This window comes from Photobacterium kishitanii (assembly GCF_003026355.1).
In the GTDB taxonomy this organism is placed as follows: Bacteria; Pseudomonadota; Gammaproteobacteria; order Enterobacterales; family Vibrionaceae; genus Photobacterium; species Photobacterium kishitanii.
In genome coordinates this window covers 235,631-254,451 of record NZ_PYON01000002.1, presented here as the reverse complement: position 1 = coordinate 254,451, position 18,821 = coordinate 235,631, and the positions used below count along the sequence as shown (strand labels likewise).

The 18,821-nt window shown below is 37.2% G+C and carries 20 protein-coding genes; 11 read left to right on the top strand and 9 right to left on the bottom strand.

Annotated elements, in window-relative coordinates:
• Positions 1-72: 72 nt before the first annotated feature.
• Positions 73-1,560 carry a sodium/proline symporter PutP gene (gene putP, locus C0W29_RS03350; RefSeq protein ID WP_045042156.1) on the top strand — a complete coding sequence of 496 codons (1,488 nt, stop codon included), beginning with the start codon at positions 73-75 and terminating at the stop codon, positions 1,558-1,560.
• A gap of 101 nt (positions 1,561-1,661) precedes the next feature.
• Here putP and C0W29_RS03345 read toward each other — a convergent pair whose 3' ends face one another.
• A complete protein-coding gene (locus tag C0W29_RS03345) occupies positions 1,662-2,033 on the bottom strand; it encodes a hypothetical protein (protein WP_036792123.1) in 372 nt (123 codons plus the stop codon).
• Positions 2,034-2,552: 519 nt separating this feature from the next.
• Between C0W29_RS03345 and cspE the strand changes: the two genes are divergently transcribed.
• The gene (gene cspE, locus C0W29_RS03340; RefSeq protein ID WP_045027626.1) at positions 2,553-2,765 is read left to right on the top strand and encodes a transcription antiterminator/RNA stability regulator CspE; all 213 of its coding nucleotides are present in this window, start codon (positions 2,553-2,555) and stop codon (positions 2,763-2,765) included.
• A gap of 241 nt (positions 2,766-3,006) precedes the next feature.
• On the opposite strand, the gene C0W29_RS03335 is transcribed toward cspE, so the two are convergent.
• From C0W29_RS03335 to C0W29_RS03315, 5 genes are all read right to left on the bottom strand, one after another.
• Positions 3,007-3,339 carry a hypothetical protein gene (locus C0W29_RS03335; protein ID WP_146145225.1) on the bottom strand — a complete coding sequence of 111 codons (333 nt, stop codon included), beginning with the start codon at positions 3,337-3,339 and terminating at the stop codon, positions 3,007-3,009.
• A gap of 8 nt (positions 3,340-3,347) precedes the next feature.
• Complete coding sequence (locus tag C0W29_RS03330; protein ID WP_036792119.1) at positions 3,348-3,674, bottom strand: hypothetical protein; 327 nt, start codon at positions 3,672-3,674, stop codon at positions 3,348-3,350.
• Between the two features lie 318 nt (positions 3,675-3,992).
• Entirely contained in the window at positions 3,993-6,368 is a 2,376-nt protein-coding gene (locus C0W29_RS03325) for an ATP-binding protein (RefSeq protein ID WP_045045066.1), read from the bottom strand.
• 221 nt (positions 6,369-6,589) lie between these two features.
• Positions 6,590-7,471: a 6-pyruvoyl trahydropterin synthase family protein gene (locus tag C0W29_RS03320; protein WP_045045067.1), complete on the bottom strand. Its 882-nt coding sequence runs from the start codon at positions 7,469-7,471 to the stop codon at positions 6,590-6,592.
• A 163-nt stretch (positions 7,472-7,634) separates the two neighbouring features.
• Positions 7,635-8,303 carry an outer membrane beta-barrel protein gene (locus C0W29_RS03315; RefSeq protein WP_045042160.1) on the bottom strand — a complete coding sequence of 223 codons (669 nt, stop codon included), beginning with the start codon at positions 8,301-8,303 and terminating at the stop codon, positions 7,635-7,637.
• 293 nt (positions 8,304-8,596) lie between these two features.
• Between C0W29_RS03315 and C0W29_RS03310 the strand changes: the two genes are divergently transcribed.
• Both C0W29_RS03310 and C0W29_RS03305 read left to right on the top strand, forming a co-directional pair.
• Positions 8,597-10,078 (top strand): C69 family dipeptidase, encoded by a 1,482-nt coding sequence (locus tag C0W29_RS03310; protein WP_045045068.1) that lies wholly within the window; start codon positions 8,597-8,599, stop codon positions 10,076-10,078.
• 256 nt (positions 10,079-10,334) lie between these two features.
• Positions 10,335-10,502: an addiction module component gene (locus tag C0W29_RS03305; protein WP_107174117.1), complete on the top strand. Its 168-nt coding sequence runs from the start codon at positions 10,335-10,337 to the stop codon at positions 10,500-10,502.
• A 74-nt stretch (positions 10,503-10,576) separates the two neighbouring features.
• On the opposite strand, the gene C0W29_RS03300 is transcribed toward C0W29_RS03305, so the two are convergent.
• Positions 10,577-10,810: a hypothetical protein gene (locus tag C0W29_RS03300; protein WP_146145224.1), complete on the bottom strand. Its 234-nt coding sequence runs from the start codon at positions 10,808-10,810 to the stop codon at positions 10,577-10,579.
• Between the two features lie 310 nt (positions 10,811-11,120).
• On the opposite strand from C0W29_RS03300, the gene C0W29_RS03295 reads away from it, so the two are divergent.
• Positions 11,121-11,360, top strand: a complete 240-nt coding sequence (locus tag C0W29_RS03295; protein ID WP_045042162.1) for a hypothetical protein — start codon at positions 11,121-11,123, stop codon at positions 11,358-11,360.
• 100 nt (positions 11,361-11,460) lie between these two features.
• On the opposite strand, the gene C0W29_RS03290 is transcribed toward C0W29_RS03295, so the two are convergent.
• Positions 11,461-11,859, bottom strand: coding sequence for a zinc ribbon domain-containing protein (locus C0W29_RS03290; RefSeq protein WP_235862079.1), 399 nt, complete (start codon positions 11,857-11,859; stop codon positions 11,461-11,463).
• Positions 11,860-12,107: 248 nt separating this feature from the next.
• Between C0W29_RS03290 and C0W29_RS03285 the strand changes: the two genes are divergently transcribed.
• Complete coding sequence (locus tag C0W29_RS03285) at positions 12,108-12,575, top strand: copper chaperone PCu(A)C (RefSeq protein ID WP_045045069.1); 468 nt, start codon at positions 12,108-12,110, stop codon at positions 12,573-12,575.
• Positions 12,576-12,669: 94 nt separating this feature from the next.
• On the opposite strand, the gene C0W29_RS03280 is transcribed toward C0W29_RS03285, so the two are convergent.
• Positions 12,670-12,876, bottom strand: coding sequence for a DUF3283 family protein (locus C0W29_RS03280; protein WP_036792112.1), 207 nt, complete (start codon positions 12,874-12,876; stop codon positions 12,670-12,672).
• A 448-nt stretch (positions 12,877-13,324) separates the two neighbouring features.
• Here C0W29_RS03280 and deoD point away from each other — a divergent pair, with 448 nt between their 5' ends.
• The 5 genes from deoD (at position 13,325) to tal (ending at position 18,812) form a co-directional block, all read left to right on the top strand.
• Positions 13,325-14,035 (top strand): purine-nucleoside phosphorylase, encoded by a 711-nt coding sequence (gene deoD, locus C0W29_RS03275; RefSeq protein WP_045042164.1) that lies wholly within the window; start codon positions 13,325-13,327, stop codon positions 14,033-14,035.
• Between the two features lie 196 nt (positions 14,036-14,231).
• Positions 14,232-15,722 carry a lactate dehydrogenase gene (locus tag C0W29_RS03270; protein ID WP_045042165.1) on the top strand — a complete coding sequence of 497 codons (1,491 nt, stop codon included), beginning with the start codon at positions 14,232-14,234 and terminating at the stop codon, positions 15,720-15,722.
• A 146-nt stretch (positions 15,723-15,868) separates the two neighbouring features.
• Positions 15,869-16,660 carry a hypothetical protein gene (locus tag C0W29_RS03265; RefSeq protein ID WP_146146381.1) on the top strand — a complete coding sequence of 264 codons (792 nt, stop codon included), beginning with the start codon at positions 15,869-15,871 and terminating at the stop codon, positions 16,658-16,660.
• A 181-nt stretch (positions 16,661-16,841) separates the two neighbouring features.
• Positions 16,842-17,411 carry an outer membrane protein gene (locus C0W29_RS03260; RefSeq protein ID WP_036792106.1) on the top strand — a complete coding sequence of 190 codons (570 nt, stop codon included), beginning with the start codon at positions 16,842-16,844 and terminating at the stop codon, positions 17,409-17,411.
• A gap of 450 nt (positions 17,412-17,861) precedes the next feature.
• Complete coding sequence (gene tal, locus C0W29_RS03255; RefSeq protein WP_045042167.1) at positions 17,862-18,812, top strand: transaldolase; 951 nt, start codon at positions 17,862-17,864, stop codon at positions 18,810-18,812.
• Positions 18,813-18,821 lie beyond the last annotated feature (9 nt).

Here is an 18,821-nt window from a genome sequence, read left to right as displayed (position 1 = left end):
GGTACCAGTAACCTTTATACCAAAACTAATTTCTTGGTTAAAAACTACTGGTCAAACAATAAAGGAGATTCAATGTCTACTTACTATATCGTGTTAGCAGTTTACTTTTGTATTATATTTGCTATCGGAATAGTCGCGGCACGAAAAACAGAAGGAAATTCAGATTATGTTCTTGGTGGTCGTAGCTTAAGCCCTGGTGTTACAGCACTTGGTGCTGGTGCTTCAGATATGAGCGGTTGGTTATTATTAGGTTTACCTGGAGCTGTATTTGTTTCAGGTTTAGATCAAATTTGGTTACCTATTGGTTTAACCATTGGTGCTTATTTAAATTGGCATTTCGTGGCGAGAAAACTACGAATTTATACTGAAAATGTCGGTGATGCGCTAACGATCCCTTCTTATTTTTATGCTCGATTTGGCAGCGATAATCGCACACTCAGATTAATGACTGCATTAGTTATCCTTATCTTCTTTACACTTTATGCTGCTGCAGGTTTTGTAAGTGGTGCTTTCTTAATTCAAACCTTATTCCACATTCCTTATACACAAGCAGTATGGATCGGGGCAATATTCTTAATGGTTTACACTGCTATTGGTGGATTTTTAGCCGTTAACTGGGTTGATTTCTTCCAAGGCTCATTAATGTTCTTTGCACTATTAATTACACCGATAGTGACATGGTATAACCTAGATCCAGCAATTGATCAAAGCGTATTACCCACCCATTACTTTTCAGTTATTAGTGATAATACAAGTACGATTGGTGTGCTGTCATTACTTGCATGGGGCCTAGGTTACTTTGGTCAGCCGCACATCTTAGTTCGCTTTATGGCTATTGGTGATGTAAAAGGCATGAGTGTTGCTCGAAAAATTTGTATGAGTTGGATGATTGTTTCTTTAGTAGGTGCATTTGCCGTAGGTATTACTGGAGCCATGTACTACTCAGGAGCAAACCATCACTTCGATAACGAGATGATCTTTTTAGAACTAGCAAAAGGCTTATTCCCAAGCTGGATTGCAGCCGTTCTGATTGCAGCGGTACTCTCTGCTGTAATGAGCTCGGTTGCAGCACAACTATTAGCATCATCAAGTGCATTAACCGAAGATATTGCTCATTTCTTCGATATTAAACTTACTGAAAAGTCTCAAGTTCTTCTTGGCCGTTTAGCTGTAGTTGCAGTGTCATTAGTTGCTATGATTTTTGCGAGTAACCCACAAAGTACTATTTTATCAATAGTAGGCCACGCATGGGCCGGTATGGGAGCAGCATTTGGACCCGTGGTTTTATTCTCATTATTCTGGCGCCGTTGTAGTGCTCATGGTGCTATCGCCTGTATGGTTGTTGGTGCAACAGTTGTGCTATGTTGGATTGCCGCTCATTCAGCATGGCCGAATTCAACTGTCTTTAGCTTATACGAAATTATTCCAGCTTTCTTATTAGCATCTATTGCGTTGGTTGTAGTTAGTTTAAAAGGCGAAAAGCCCAACGAAAAAACATTACGTCATTTTGATGAGGTTAATGAACATTGTCACAAACTACATCTACAGCAACAGAAATAATCCATTCATAAATAAACGTTACAGATAAACAAAACCCGCATAACGCTCTTTTATAGAGAATAAATGCGGGTTTTTTATCATTTGTAATCTATGTACGACGATTAAATTTCTTTCATTGCCGAGACTACAGACGGATCATTAATCAAGTTAAATAATAAGCTCTTAGCTGCTGTTCTCTGAGCATCAGACAACACTTTCTTAGGATTTTCTCTTGATTGAATTAAAATATTTGTGATGAATTTGCTATTTGTACCCGATAATTCGTATACAAATCGAAGTGTATCAAGCAACTCACTTTGCGGTAAGCTGTACACCGCCATCTCACAACTAAGACCATCCATAGCAAGAAAATTATTTACCACAGCTTTACGCTCAGCCTTAAATATTTCTTTCGCTTTAAATCCGTCAATAAGCGCCTGTACCCTATCAGCGATAGCAACAGGTACTTCCATTGTTTTAGTTTCATGAGTCATTATTGCTTTCCTTATTCTCGTTCATCTCTAGGATTAGTTTTATGTTTATATGATCCCTAACTACGAACGATGATTACGCTTAAACCATCAATCTAGCATATTGTTTTAATCATAAAGCTAAGCTACACCTAGTACTTTAGCATAATAACGCCTTCTAATGCGCTAGATTATGAAGACAATAAATAAAGTTCTCCACCTACGTTTATTTGTTATTAAAATCAATTATTATCAGCATCTTAGATAAAAAAAGCCACGAATACCTCCCCCGTTAATGTCACACTTTTAAAAAAAACACGCAAAAATAGATGTACATCAGCATCACAACTGCTATTATCCGTCTCGCTCTGTTGTTTAAGAGTTATTAAATGCAACACCAAGTAAAAGTTAAACTAAAGCTACATTGACGGTTTCGTTTTGTATCTCTGTGTTTCCCTTGTATTGGCAGTAACATTAATAATTTAACCACGTAGCACATCGCATTTTAGCGGTTAATTAATCTCAACTAATAAGGGACATCTCATGTCTAACACAACAACTGGTCTAGTAAAATGGTTTAACGAAGAGAAAGGTTTTGGTTTTATTACTCAAGACAACGGCGGTGCTGACGTATTCGTTCACTTCCGTGCTATCGCTTCTGAAGGTTTCAAAACTCTTGCTGAAGGCCAAAAAGTGTCTTTTGAAGTAGAGCAAGGCCAAAAAGGTCTTCAAGCTGCAAACGTTGTAGCTCTATAATTTATCTTTTTATAGATAAATGAAAAAATGCTGGCTATGGCCGGCATTTTTTATATCTATAATTTGCCATATCTTGTTGCCAATCATCTTTCACAATGAACAACGTTGATAGCCAACAAAACATATATATCCAAATAAAAATCTTTATTACAAACTACTTTTATATACGACTTACTCACTTCATTTCTGGCTGTCTTTAAATTAAAAAAAGCCGCCAAAGCGACTTTAAAAAACATACCTATTAAATACCCGTATTAACTAAACGACATGCCTCATTAATCTGATCACTTGATAATATAGACGATAATTTGTCTTTATTATTATTACAAATAGTTAATAATGATCCTGTTTCAGCCGTCCAACCATTCTTAACCCAAAATTGAATTATTTCTACCGGATCTTTTATATCTCTTTCAATTTGTAGTTGTAATGACACCAAATTAAAAGGGTTATCTAATATTTTATCCAAAAGAAGTGCTTTGTTTTCACTAGCTAAATATATTTGTACAGCAGTTGTAATCCAACCAGAAAGGGCCAAGATTGATAATAGTGAAATAGTTATTTTTTTATTCATAAGACCCACTAAATACGCAATCTACAAACAATAGCAATTGAATCACTTGATAAAATTTGATTCAATTTCCTGCGATTATTATCGCAAATAGTTGTTATAGAAGCAGTTTGTGCTGTCCATCCTTTTTCAAACCATTCTTGCATTTGAGCAACAATTTCAGCATCATTCTTTTTATCTTGCAAAGCTTGATGGACAATATTGAAAGCATTTTCAGTTATCTTTTCATTAATATATTGTTTTTCATTTCTATTATCCAAAACAATAAGTAAAGAAGATACTAACCAACCCGAAAGTGAGATTACAGCAAATAAATAAACCAATTTTTTACTTAACATTTAAAACTCATAGTTACAAATTTCATATTACAATAATCTTATACATTATTTGTATCAATAATATATAAATATAAAATGTAAAAATTTATGACAATGATTAGAATTAATTTTTTATTGAATTTTTATTTTTAATTTAAAATGACGTTGATAGTAACGATATTTTATATGTTATGGGAATTATTCTGTTAGTTAACATACCTAAGAATACAGTTATTCCTTTTCAGGATAATATAAGCTAGCCACAATGTGGCCAGCTTATATTGGTTGAACTAAAATATGTAATTATTTCATTTACAGATATAAAAGCACAAATCATTACTAACGACGTAATGCATTAAGCTTACTTTGTACTAAACCAAATACGGTATCTGATGGATAAAAACCTTGTTCAGCCTCAATACCAACTGCATTGCCGGTGAAAATTTCAATCGCTTGCGATACATGACTGATCGCCCAAATCTGAAACTCACCTTTTGAAACAGCTTCAACAATATCTTTACGTAACATTAAATTATGCACGTTAGACTCAGGTATTATCACACCTTGGCCAGCCGTTCTGCCTTTAATACCACACACATCAAAGAAGCCTTCAATTTTCTGATTAACACCACCGATCGGTTGTGCTTCACCAAACTGGTTCATTGAACCTGTAATCGCAATATCTTGTCGTAGGGGTAAACCAGAAAAAGCCGAAATAATTGCACATACTTCAGCCATAGATGCACTATCACCATCAACACCGCCATACGATTGCTCAAAAGTAAGATGAGTGGTTAAGGGGATTTTCGCTGTTTTACCAAATACAGAAGCCAGATAAGCAGATAGAATCATCACTCCTTTTGAGTGGATATTACCGCCTAATTCAGCACTACGTTCAATATCAAACACCTCTCCGCTACCATAAGCAGTAGTCGCGGTGATACGACTCGGCGCACCAAACTGATAATCGGAGGTTGAGATCACTGATAATGCATTCACTTGTCCAACTGCATGTGTATGAACATCTAATAATGTTGTCCCGGTAACGAAACTTTGCATAACATGATCTTTTAAACGACTAACCCGTAGCTCTTGATTTAACATCGCTTGTTCAACATGGCTACTGCGGATCATCGTGGCATTAGAAGCTCGCGCAACGTAATTAGTTTCACGTAATAGATTAGCAATATCGGCCGAGTGCAATGAAAGTTTATTTTGATCATCAGCTTGGCGTGAACTGTATTCAATAATACGAGCAATGGCCTTACGATCACAATGTAGCATGTCGTTATCATGCACAATACTGGCAATGAAACGTGCATATTGCTCTTCTGATGTATCATTACGCGGCATATCATCTTCAAAATCGGCGGTAACACGAAACAGTTCTTTAAATTCTGGATCGTAGTGCTGTAATAGCTGATAAGTCTGATAATCACCAAACAGAATAATTTTCACATTTAACGGAATAGCTTCAGGCTCCAATGAAATCGTACCTGAAAGGGTAACTTCTCGCTCAAGTGAGCTTAAATTTAATTTTTGCGCACGCAGTGCACGTTTCAGACCATCCCACACATACGGACGTTCAAGCACTTTCACCGCATCCATCATCAACACCCCGCCATTGGCACGATGAAGACTACCTGCTCGAATTAAAGAAAAATCAGTAAATACCGTTCCTTTATAAGTCGCATTTTCAATATAACCAAAAATTGAATGGTAACTAGGACTTTCTTCAACTTCGATAGGAAATTTACGCTCATCAAGCTGATGTACTAAGACATTTACTTGGTAACGCCGCGGCATTTTCTTATCTAATGAAGCATATGCTAGTGCTACTTGTTCTTCATTTTCTTCAAGAAAAATATCAATATTTTCTAAAATATCAGTATACATATCAGCTAAATATGCTTTTACATCAGCTACTTTTTTGTATTTTAACTGCAGATCTTTAATGCAATGACCGACAACTTCTTGAGCGATATTTTCATCAAGCTTTTGTTGTTTATTTGAATATTGTTCTTCCCATTCAGTCAATTTACGCACGATACCACGCAGTTCAACTTCCAGATCATTAATGGTATTCTCAAACAATTGTTGATCTTCAGCTGACAATGCCGCGAAACTATCCTCACTGTGCGGCTCTTTACCATTCATTGCGACTAACTGGTAATCACCCTGAGTTGTGATTGATACACTGACACCACGCTCTTCAGCGCTTTTTGTGAGCGACTTTAAAGTCGTTTCTTGTTTAGTCGCTAGTTCTGCTTTTAATTTTTCCGCGCGTGAATAATAAAGCTCATTATCAAATGCTAATGGAAACGCTTTAACTAATCGCTTCATCAGGTTTTCAATGTCTTTTTTAAAGCTACAGCCATCCCCTGCTGGAAGTTTAAGTACCTTAGGGCAACGTGTATCGCCAAAATTAGACACATAACACCAATCATACAATGTATGACTATTGCCATTAGGCTCATGACGATTTAAATAACGCATCACCATGGTACGTTTACCTAAGCCATTGCGGCCAATAGCATAAATGTTATAACCTTTTTCTTTTATCGACATTGCAAACTCAACCGCATGTTGAGCTCGCTCCTGTCCTACGATTTCATCTAATGGTGTAAGGTGCTTGGTTGACTTACACGCATCATTCAATCCGTTTAAGGCTGCAATACGATACAGCTTGTCACTGGTTAGAGGCGCTAAAGGCATAATCGATCCCTCTTGTTTATGACACTTATTCTAAGTCTACGCATAAATGACTGACTATTAAGTGGTATAACTAGATTTAGTGCGAAAGCTCTCACTATTGACCATTTTTTGATGAAAAAGCAACCACAAAAAAAGCCCAATCCGATATTATTCCTAAAAACAAATATCACATTGGGCTTATTTTTTATTTTTTAATCAATTACAAAGCAATAAACAGAGTTTTAGCCTATCGTTACCATCGCGCCTTTACCTACGCCTTCGTAAGCAAAAACATCAAGACGATCAGTTGCAACTAATTGTGGTTTTATTTGTTCAGCAATGTAGCAAGCTAATAACTCAACAGTGGTGTCGGTTGCTAAAATTTCAGTCACTGACTTTGCTATCGCTAATTCAAATTCACCCTGTGGGGCGGTATAGCGAAAACCATAATGCGTTTCATCATTAATATTTGCCGCTGCCGCACTTAAATTTAACTCGCGGACACCGATAACATCTTCTTGTGAACCTAAATAAATATCTTGCCAACGTCGCGCCCATTGTTGCTCTAAATCAGCATTACGTTGACCATTTACTACTAATTCAACCGGTGAACGGTGGCCATGAGCAATACGCTGACAATTACCATCGTGTTTTTTCAAGCCATGGCTGTAATGGTAAAACGCCCCATCAATTTTCTCATGACGCAAAATGATTTCTAAGCCTTGTACATTGGCAGGTAAATTACCAAGCAACACTTGCTGTACATGTTTCGTCACACTTTCAATAGTGATAGCTTCTGCATCAATAAAACAAAATGCTTGTTCAGGGCTATGTAAGTGAATCGTGTGTTGATCACTCACTAAATCAACCGTCATGTATTCTGCTTTAGTTGTCGCGGTTTGAATTGCAGCTGATGCAGCAGGGATCAATAACCGATGATCAACATATTGATCAACTAACTGTTTAATTTGCTTTTTAACGCGGCTGAAATCAAGCACCATGCTCATTTCATTCAACTCACCCGACATCACCACATCAAGAATCCAACTCTCACCCACCATTCCCCGTTGTGGGCACAAGTAAGATGCGTCAATTACAGTGAGATCTCTAACGAATAGCTTCAAGGTGAAGTCCTTTATTGATAATGGTTGTCGTTTACTAGGGGGATGCATTATACGCGGCTAAACGGATGAGTAAACCTTCAGTTTTCTCACCGTTTAAGAAAATAACTCAACGAGGCTATTACACAAATCAATGATCACACGGGGATATAATCAAAACATGATCTTAGAAACGATAATTTAATGATGCATACCCTGTTGAAATACTTTTTATTTGTGACGTCATTTTCTTTGATGACCACGGTTTAATATCTTCGCTTTGCGTTGCGGTATGACGCACTCCAATTTCAGCCGTAATATGATTTGAAATACGCCAAGCGACGCCAGCTTGAATACCAAGCACTTTATCTGATTGACTATTTGAACCATAATCCTGACCTTTGCTATCTGCCATCATGTAGCCTAAATGAGCGCCAATAAAAGGATTAATTGTTTTATCCGCACGGAAAATATAATCAGCATTTAATAAATGCAACGTCACATCAGTTTCAATTGCTTTAGTACCATTCAAATTGGACTGAGCTGACATTTTCTGCCAACTATAATAAATACGCCCTGCACCACCAGCAGTATAAAAACCGATATCAGCACCAACAAACCCTGCTGCATCAGGCGAAGATATCTGAGTATTATTAGCCGTAATAGCTGTCATACTAATATCACTTGTACCACCCGTTATACCAACAAAATAATGAGTGCTATCATCGAATTTAACTAACGGTGCAATCGCATTACTATCACTAACAGGTTGTAAAACAAAAGATTCAGCAGCTTGTGCCGACGTTGATAGTAATAACGTAGTAAATGCGCTGATAATGAATGTTTTATTTCTCATGGGTTAATCTCGTCCTCTTATTCCCTAGTAAATGACATTACATCACTGATATTTATCATAAATTTCTATTATTTATAATACCTTAATAATTCATCAACCCCGAGAAATAACCGCTACATCCTCACAAATTGCTATACTTAATTAACGAATATTTTAATTTAAATCAATATAATAAGGTATAAAACTGCAAAATAATTATACCTATCATCGATATACAAAAGTGACCTTCCTCACAAAATCACACTAAGATTCCCCGTATAACTAAATTATTATTCAATCAATATATATATAAAATGAAAAAGATAACGTTTTTAGCATCAGCTGTAACCACAGCATTAACCGCAATTGTCGCTTTTCCAGCCAGTGCCTGTACTACTATCTTAGTCGGAAACCAAGCCACAACGGATGGTTCTTATATCATTGCTCGTAATGAAGATTACCAAGCAAATAACGCTAAACATTTTGTTTTACACCCAGCAGAAAAAATGCAGCAAAGTGACTTCCATTCTAATGCGAATAATTTTAGCTACCCTGCAGCAAAAGATGCATTGCAATACACCTCAATGTCCGATTTTGATACTCATAATAAAAGTATGGGAGAGGTAGGCTTTAACTCTGCTGGTGTAGGTATGTCAGCAACAGAAACCATTTATAATGGCGCTAAAGCATTAAAAGCTGATCCCTATGTAACCAAAACAGGTATTGGTGAAGACGCTATTGAAAACGTGATTTTACCGCGTATTCACTCTGCAAAAGAAGGTGTAGAGTTACTTGGTAAGATCATTGAAACTCAAGGTGCTGCTGAAGGATTTGGGGTTGCATTTGTTGATAATGACGGTATTTGGTATTTAGAAAGTGGTAGTGGTCATCAATGGATGGCAGAAAAAATTCCTGCAAATAAATACTTTGTTTCTGCAAACCAAGGACGTTTAACGACTTACTTACCTAATAACCCTAATTATATGGCATCACCAACATTAGTTAGCTTTGCGGAACAACATGGTTTATATAAACCAGAAGCTGGTAAGCCATTCAATTTCCATGCTGCTTATTCACAAGACACACCCAATGATGTGACTTATAACTATCCTCGAGTGTGGACATTACAACACATGTACACTCAAGGTTTAACAACCAAGATAGATCAAGGTACAACCTTCCCTGTTTTCTTGAAACCAACCAAAAAACTTAGCGTTGCTGATGTTGAACAAGGGTTACGTAATCATTACCAAGGTACGTCACATGACCCATACGCAACCCAAAACCCTAAAGAAGCTTACCGCCCTATTTCTGTATTCCGTACCCAAGAATCACATGTCTTACAAGTGCGCCCTAACTTACCAACAGCTATTGGTGATGTAGAATACATCTCATATGGCATGACTGCACTTGGGGTTTACTTGCCTTATTACCAAGGTATGACCGAAGTTCCACATGCACTAACTATCGGTACCAATAAAGCCGATAGTGAATCTGCAAACTGGGCATTCCGTAAACTACAAACGTTAGCGATGACAAACTGGAAAGACTTCTCTCCAATCGTACAAACGGCTTATCACAAGTTTGAAATACAGACGGCATCTAAACAACGCGAACTTGAAAAGAATTATCTAAAAATTTACAAGCGCCAACCTAAAAAAGCACAGGCTCTAATCAACGAGTTTGAGAAAAAAACGGTCGCTGATGCATTGGCATTAACGGAGCAGTTAACCAATACATTATTTACCAAAATGACATATACCACAGACATGACTTATCATTTTGAAGGTGCGTAAGTTTAATTAATTACCGCAGATCGACTGTCAATTAAAACAAGAAGATCATCATTAATCTTCTTGTTTTATTCGTTTTAAACCGCCTTCCAGCAACAATCACCACCAAATCGCTCACAAAACCGGCATTTAAGTTTGCTCAATTATTTACTTAAAAGCACTTTTTATCGTTGCCAGATCAATTTAAAAACACTGCATTATTTGTAGAATTTCAGCCGATTCGTTTAGTTATTCGATTAAATAATTAAGGCTATTATCAATGAAAAACTTCAAAGTTACTTATGTTGTATCGCCACATTTTGATGTTCCTTGCCAATACAACATTAATGCAGCCAGTGAATTAGACTCGCATAAAACTGCACAGCAGGAGCTTGAGATTCGTTATCCAAACCAAAAAATCAGCATTATTACCATCAGCGAAGCATAAATTGGTTTAATTATTGATCTTAATTATTCTGTAGTAGTTATTGTGTTTGATTTTACTACTACAGAATAAATTATCTACGCCTTCGCGATGGTCGTTAGTGTGTGTTTTATCCAATAAAACACTAATGCCATTGGTGCCAGTAGAACGACTATCGCAACACCATAACTTACAACCGCAGGCAAACCAATTCCCCATGCTAATGCAAACGCAATTCCACCAATGGCATCGGTCATCATTTTGAGTAATGAATGTTGACTAATAAGTAGCGGTAGCCATGGTAAAATTAATATCCCAACTCCGATACTCACTATATTTATCTTGGTACTTTGCTTGAACATCTGAGTCTTCTCTTAATTTAACGGCTAATTGATTGTTAGGGGCATTAATCCTTTAAGCAACTAAAATTATTACTTGCACTCAAATAACGAAACGATTAACGCAATCAACGATACATTATTACTATTAAGTAAAAGTAATTTAAGTATTAACCTTATTATCATTTACTTTAAATTTAATATAATTAGTCCAACACAACATCAACCCCTTTGATGTTATTTAACCCCAATTCCTGTGTATTCCTGATTGCTCATCAGCAAACATTTCCTATTGGAGGGCACAATGAATCAACAACGCGCAGAGAACCTTTATTATTATCTTAGGGAACAAAATACACCACAAAAAGAAATGAATGTGGTGATCAAGCAACTTATTGATAATTACAATATTAATTTATATCCACTCGACCGACGTTACCGCTCACGTATTGGCTATTCTCCTAATCGATACGATATTAATAGTTATGGTACCGCAGGTTCACGTACAATGAATCAAACTCGTGGCATGCAAAAAACACATTGATTACCTACAAAAAACCCCAATAATCGATAAGCGACTATTGGGGTAAATATATTTATACCTAAATATTAGCGAAAATGTGTTAATAGCTATATCTATGGCATCAGCCTTTAAGGCGATCAACAATCAACGGCACCAAAGAAGTATAAGCATACCATCCAGCCGCAACAATAATGATTGTCCACACAATACGAGAAAACCATTGTGTTCGCTGCATATGACGCGAAGGATCGGGTTCACCACAATGAGGACAAAAATGGGCACGACGAGAAACACTACCATCACAAGCAGGACAATCCGTTAAACGCTTAGAACGTGGCTTTGTCATTGTTTCAGTCACCATCCTATCATTAACAACATCAGAGCTAGATGCTGGTTGACTAAAGTCAGGAGTATTCGTCGGGGACGCTCTATTCCCAGAACGTTTTTCTGCGTGTAATGAAAACGACACCTCATGTTTATCATTGTCGTCATCAAGTGCAGAAAATTCAGTTGTTTTCACTGTAATTCACCATTTGATCAGTTTCTGTACACAGAATACGCAATATTAAAATAATAGTCTCAATTAATATCATTGCGAGCACAATATTAACACTAAGCTCAATAAATAATCGTTACTATCATCACCCTCGAATAAATTAGCAGCAACCATTAGCGTGTAAATTTTTGGCACATCCGGCGAAATATCGTCATAGATACTACACTATTAAAGTACATTCAATTTCATATTACAGGCAAAGGAAAGCCATTATGTTGAAAATACTTACTGCCTTATTAATGACTATTATAGTCACCACCCCTACCGCAGTAGCTGCAACGGCTATCGAAATCGATCACCCATGGTCAAAAGCTGTTCCACCCACATCTAAGGTTGCTGCCGCTTTTTTATCAATTATCAATCACAGCAAGATTGACGATACCCTTATAGCAGCACGCTCACCTATCGCTGAAATTGTCGAGTTACATACTTTAAATAATGGCAATGGATTAATGCAAATGCGACAGGTTGATACCATTACAGTTACCGCTGAACATCAGCAACAATTAGAGCCTGGTGGCTTTCACGTAATGCTATTTAATCTCACCGAAGTGCCAACAATTGATTCACACTTTCCACTGACATTGATCTTTAAATACGCTGGTGAAATAACAGTGGATGTTGCTGTTAAACCAGCGACATACACTGGTAATGAACAGGCTAAAATGCATCATCATTAACATTCAGATGATTTAAGTATCTAGCATCAATTATTATTTTTCTCCAGCATACATAGGATCTGTATGCTGGGCTTTATATGGCTATTATTCGGTATTAGTTAACACCCATTAGTGTCTTATATTTCATAATGGCTTGCTGACAAAAATCACGCTCGTCATCATCTTCAATATTATTGGTTAATTCAGCAAAAGCCTCATAACCGACTTTGCCATTTTTCACTTTCCAAACGGTGTAAGAAGCTTGCTTATCTAACTCGATACGCATTCTCTCACTGTCTGATAATTGGGTTAAATTATACATATTATTCTCAGCGACCTTTTGGGTTAATTCTACCCAAGATCATGTTCAAGAAGAACCTCTTTCAACACTCATTATTTGAATGACTGTTTTTACCATAAACACCATCAATAACAATCAGCTTAATGTAATCCATTACATTTTAGTGGTTATTAATTTTTTAAGTACAGATAAATAAAACTATCGATCAAAAACAAAAAATATATAAATCAATCAATTAAATATTTTAATTATCACTTCCAGCCTAATAATTCACTTAAACAGCCATAAAAAAGAAAACGATACCCTTCACACTTTCAACAGATATGGTAATCAACATCATTAATCTACTGAAACAGCCTGATTTTTGTGATCTAGATCTCAAGGCGTGAATATTTTATTCCATAAACTACTACCATAAATTGAAGCATAAACTTTGCTTCTGAATAACTCATAAACCAAGGAGCACTTCATGGCTACTCCACATATCAATGCTGAAGTTGGCGATTTTGCAGAAACAATTTTAATGCCTGGTGATCCACTACGCGCACAATTTATTGCAGAAACTTACCTAGAAAATGTAAAACGTGTATGTGATGTTCGCAGCATGTACGGTTTCACTGGTACTTACAAAGGTAAACCAGTATCAGTAATGGGTCATGGTATGGGGATCCCATCTTGCTCTATTTATGTGCATGAGCTAATCAGAGATTTTGGGGTTAAAAACATCATTCGTATTGGTAGCTGTGGTGCTGTTCATGATGACGTTAAATTAATGGACGTAATCATTGCTATGGGTGCTTCAACTGACTCAAAAGTTAACCGCATTCGTTTTGCTAACCATGATTTCGCTGCTATTGCTGACTACCACTTACTTGAAACAGCAGTAAACCAAGCTCGTGCACAAAATGTTGCAGTGCGTGTCGGTAATGTATTCTCAGCAGATCTATTTTACAGCCCAGAAGTTGGCTTGTTCGATAAAATGGAAAAACTAGGCATCCTAGGTGTAGACATGGAAGCAGCTGGTATCTATGGTGTTGCAGCTGAACTTGGTGCTAAAGCATTAACTATTCTAACGGTTTCTGATCACATTAAGCGCGGCGAGAAATTAAGTGCCGAAGCACGTCAACACTCATTCAACGAAATGATGAACGTCGCACTAGAAACTGCAATCAATCTATAATTTCTTACAGCAGTAATACTGCGACGAGAGTTTTATAGCATAAAGTGAAAAACGTGCCTTCCTGACACGTTTTTCACTTTTTTATACCTGCTAGCATTTAAATTATCCATAAAAGTAATAATGTTAATAATATCTCAGCATCATCATTGCCGTTGGGTATAATCACCTCCACCTAACATGCAAAAGGCGACGCTCCATGACTTTATCTTCAACACAAACAACGTTGGATCAGTTGCCACCCGCCTGTGATAATATTCAATTCAATTATTGTAAAACGGTCGCTTGTGCTAATTTTAGTCGTACCGATCCACAATTATATGTACTCCAAAATAATAATTTACAACGTCCAGTACTTATTTGCCGCGAATGCGGTGCTTTTCCGCCTGTACTCAGTAATCATGACGTTGTTGCAGAAAAACAGCGCTTTACACTAGAACAAAATAGTGGCCTCGCAGCCTGTTCAAATAATGCTTGTCCACATAACGGACTACCCGTTCTCACCTATCGTCAGTTTTATCATGCCTTTGGTTTTAGTGGAGAACGCCAACGCTATCGTTGCAAAGCCTGTCAGCATACTTTTGTTGATCCATGGTCAAACAGTAATAACAAACATCAATTACAGCAAAAAATATTAGCGTATTTATTTACTGGATATACGGTACGAGAAATTTGCCGCCGTCTTACTATGAATCCTAAGACCTTTTATGATCAGCTTAATAATATTGCAGCTCGTTGTCGTCGCCAACTGACGATTTTTGATGCACGACTAGGCAAACAAGCGCAAGCATGTCATCTAGCTACTGATCTTGCTCCATTGCAACCTCACAGTAATAATGGCGTATTATGGATAGCAACGGCTGAGACAGATTCAGGCTATGTTGTTAGTCAACATGTGAATTATCAAACTCAACCAGCAGCTACATATGTTGCTCATCACGACGCATACCGTATAGGTACACGTTTTATCGCGCCTCATAGTTACCATCATCCTCACGCTACATCGACAACATCACAAGGGCTATTAGCTCATATTGATGCAACTTATCGTCAAATTTTAGCGCGAAAAAATATGGAAAATCCGCTTAGTGGTGAAGTAACTATTAACTACCCGACCAAAGGTTGCCTTATTCGTCCTCAATACACGGTATATAGTCATTTTTTATATTTACGTGAATTACTTAGTCAGAGTATTCCTAGCTTAACGGTATTTATGCCTCAGGAAACATTACTACGTTCAGCTTGCCTATCTGTTTTTATTGATCGTATTAATAACCACACCATCGACCCGCTTTATGTTGTTGAAGACAATCAATGGCAACACGGACAACATGCTGAAAAAATTGATATCGTACTGATGGGATGGTGGCGAGATCGGTGGGCATTTAGTCGTAATAAAACAGGTAATAAAGGAATTTGTCATCTTGGTGGCAGTAAAAAAAATCAGCAGCATTGGTTAACAGTTGCCACACACCGAGCGGTAATTAGCTATCAACAGCGGTTTTATGACCAATTTAGCCATATGGTTAATGAGCCTCGTCGTAAACTTCGTCCTGCAAGTTTATTACCGTTGTTGGATATCTATCGCGCTTGGCACAACCTTTGTCACCAAAATAAAGCAGGGGTCACACCAGCACAAGAATTAGGCTTAATATCCTCTCCCATGACACTAGAACAATTATTACAATAGCTATTATGTCGTGCTTTTAGGATTAATAAACGCTTTTTAAAAGCAACACAATTTCTTCGCCTATAGTTAAAAGATACCAGCAATAATATAGACGATGAGGTTCATATTAGTGGGCAAACAAAGCTTATTAACTTCGAGAGTACGCCATGAAGCGTAGAATGACAGTCAATCAATATACTGGTCATATCGCTCTTATTTTAAGCTGTATGTTTGTAGGGATCGTATCAAATCAAGCCACAATACACGCTGAGCTTATTCGAGGAATGACCCACAGTTTGCTACAAGCCACACTGCTTTATGCTTTATTACGCTTGTGTGCTTCAATTTACTTAATCCGTTATAGCATCGTATTATTGATTGTTATTACTTTTTTTGTACAACTCAGTTATCACTCTACATTAACAATTAACATTATTGTTAATATCATTAATGCTTCTAACCACGACATCATCAATTTTGGTCAACATCATGTTATTGAGATACTAATAACCAGCGGTATCACTTTGATCCTCGCTTTAGCTCCCTTTCCTAAATCCACATTAATCACTTACAGTGTCAGTGCGGTTGGGTTTAGCTATCTCTTAGTGCCATTATTATTACAATTACCACATGTATATCAAAATAGTGCTTATCAGGACTATCTTGATAAAGGAGGCTCTCGCAGTTACAGCAACAGCTTTTACACAATCGAATATACTTTATATAAGCTATCACCACGTTTACCGTTATTTAGCACTCTAATTGCAATCAGTGACACTATTAACCTTTATTATATACAAACAAAAACGACGCTCAGTTTGGCTCCGACTTATCCTAACAACACCTCACTACCATTATGTACGATTGACATGATCCCCTATAACAGCCAATCGATCACAGCCAAAACCGTAGATTTATTTACATTCAAATATACAACGCTAAGCATCATTAATCGCTAACTAATCATAAAACCGACCGCAAAAAATGCTGAATGTAAGCTGAACGTCAGAATAGTATCAGCTATCTGTAAAATAACGCTTCATAATAAAACACCTTTCAAAACCCTGACATTTCTCATTATGTTATCCGTACTATGAATATCAGAACACAAGTTATTCATTGAAATAAAAGGACAACATCATGAAAAAAGTACTATTGCCACTAGCATTAATTCTTGCTTCAGGTTCAGCGATTGCCGATCAACAAGGCGCTTACATTGGTGGTAACATCGGTAATGCATCAACTAACCTTAGTGCCCATGGACACGACAAGAGCTTTAACTTAGATGATGATGTACTTGCTTACGGTGTTTACGGTGGTTATAACTTCACTGAAAACCTAGGCCTTGAAGCAACAATCGGTCAAACCGGTGAACAAGAGCATGTTAAAAAAGGTTATGCGACATTAACGCCACGTATTATGTTCCCACTTAATGATCGTTTCTCTGTTTACGGCAAAGCAGGTATCGCTTACGTCGCTGCTGATGCTAATTATAACGGCCATGAAGACATAAATCGTGGCGATATTGATGTTGATGGTTTTGGTTGGACGGCAGGCGCCGGAGTTAACTTTGCAGTTGCTGAACATTTAAACGTTCGTGCTGGTGTTGATTATTTAACAGCCGAACTTGAAGATAGTCATAATGACAGAAGTTTAAATATCGATTCAGATACAACGATTTACTCTGTGGGTGTTGACTACAAATTCTAATTTTATCAAACAGTTAAAGTTAAACCACTACAAGAAACCATTAGATTACGATCTGATGGTTTTTTTTAATCTTATTTTAACAATATCTTTTATACCCTTAACTTTTATATCCGTCGCACAACCAAACATTTGATCATCAAGCAGATCAAATGCTCACCCTCTAAAAAGTAAATAAACGCCTCCAACTCATGAATTAACAATAAATGAAATTTAAAATCGCTTTTATTGCGATCTAAATATGATTTATTCCCATTTTAAATTGACAATAAAGACAAAAAAGACAATTATCAATCCATCAAATGCTCTTGCGCATTCCATCTGCTCACTTGGTGAGTTAATGGTTATAATCAATGTGGTTAAGAGTCAGTATGAATTCTTTTGAACATGCGGGCATTTCAGGCTATAACTGATGCCATCATGACATAAGCCCTATACATAAGGTCGATAGATATGAGCACAAAACTAGAACAACTACGCGCACTAACTACTGTTGTTGCTGACACTGGTGACATCAAAGATATCAGCAAATACCAGCCTGAAGATGCGACAACAAATCCATCGTTGATCTTAAAAGCAGCACAAATTGCTGAGTACGCACCTCTAATTGACCAATCTATTGCTTACGCAAAAGCACAGAGCAATGATAAAGCACAACAAATCCAAGATACTTGCGACATGCTTGCAGTAAACATTGGTAAAGAAATTCTTAATGTTGTTCCTGGCCGTATCTCAACTGAAGTTGATGCTCGTCTTTCTTACAACACTGAAGCAAGTGTTATTAAAGCACGTCACCTAATCAAACTTTACAACGATGCTGGTATCAGCAATGATCGTATCCTTATTAAACTAGCGTCTACTTGGGAAGGTATCCGTGCAGCTGAGATTCTTGAAAAAGAAGGCATCAACTGTAACCTAACTCTTCTATTCTCTTTCGCTCAAGCGCGTGCATGTGCTGAAGCTGGCGTATTCCTAATTTCACCATTTGTTGGTCGTATTATGGATTGGTACAAAGCGAAAGAAGGCCGTGATTTTGAAGCTCAAGAAGATCCAGGCGTTATCTCTGTAACTAGCATCTACAACTACTACAAAGAGCATGGCTACAACACTGTAGTTATGGGCGCAAGCTTCCGTAATATCGGCGAAATCCTTGAGTTAGCAGGTTGTGACCGTCTAACTATCAGCCCACAACTTCTTCAAGAACTTGAAGATGCGACTGGTGTTGTTGAGCAAAAACTTGTTGCAACAACTGAGCTAAAAGATCGTCCTGCAGCGATGACTCACTCTGAGTTCCTATGGGATCACAACCAAGAAGCAATGGCTGTTGAGAAACTAGCTGAAGGTATTCGTAACTTCGCAGTTGACCAAGGCAAACTAGAGACAATGATCGCAGATCGTCTTTAATAGCTAAGC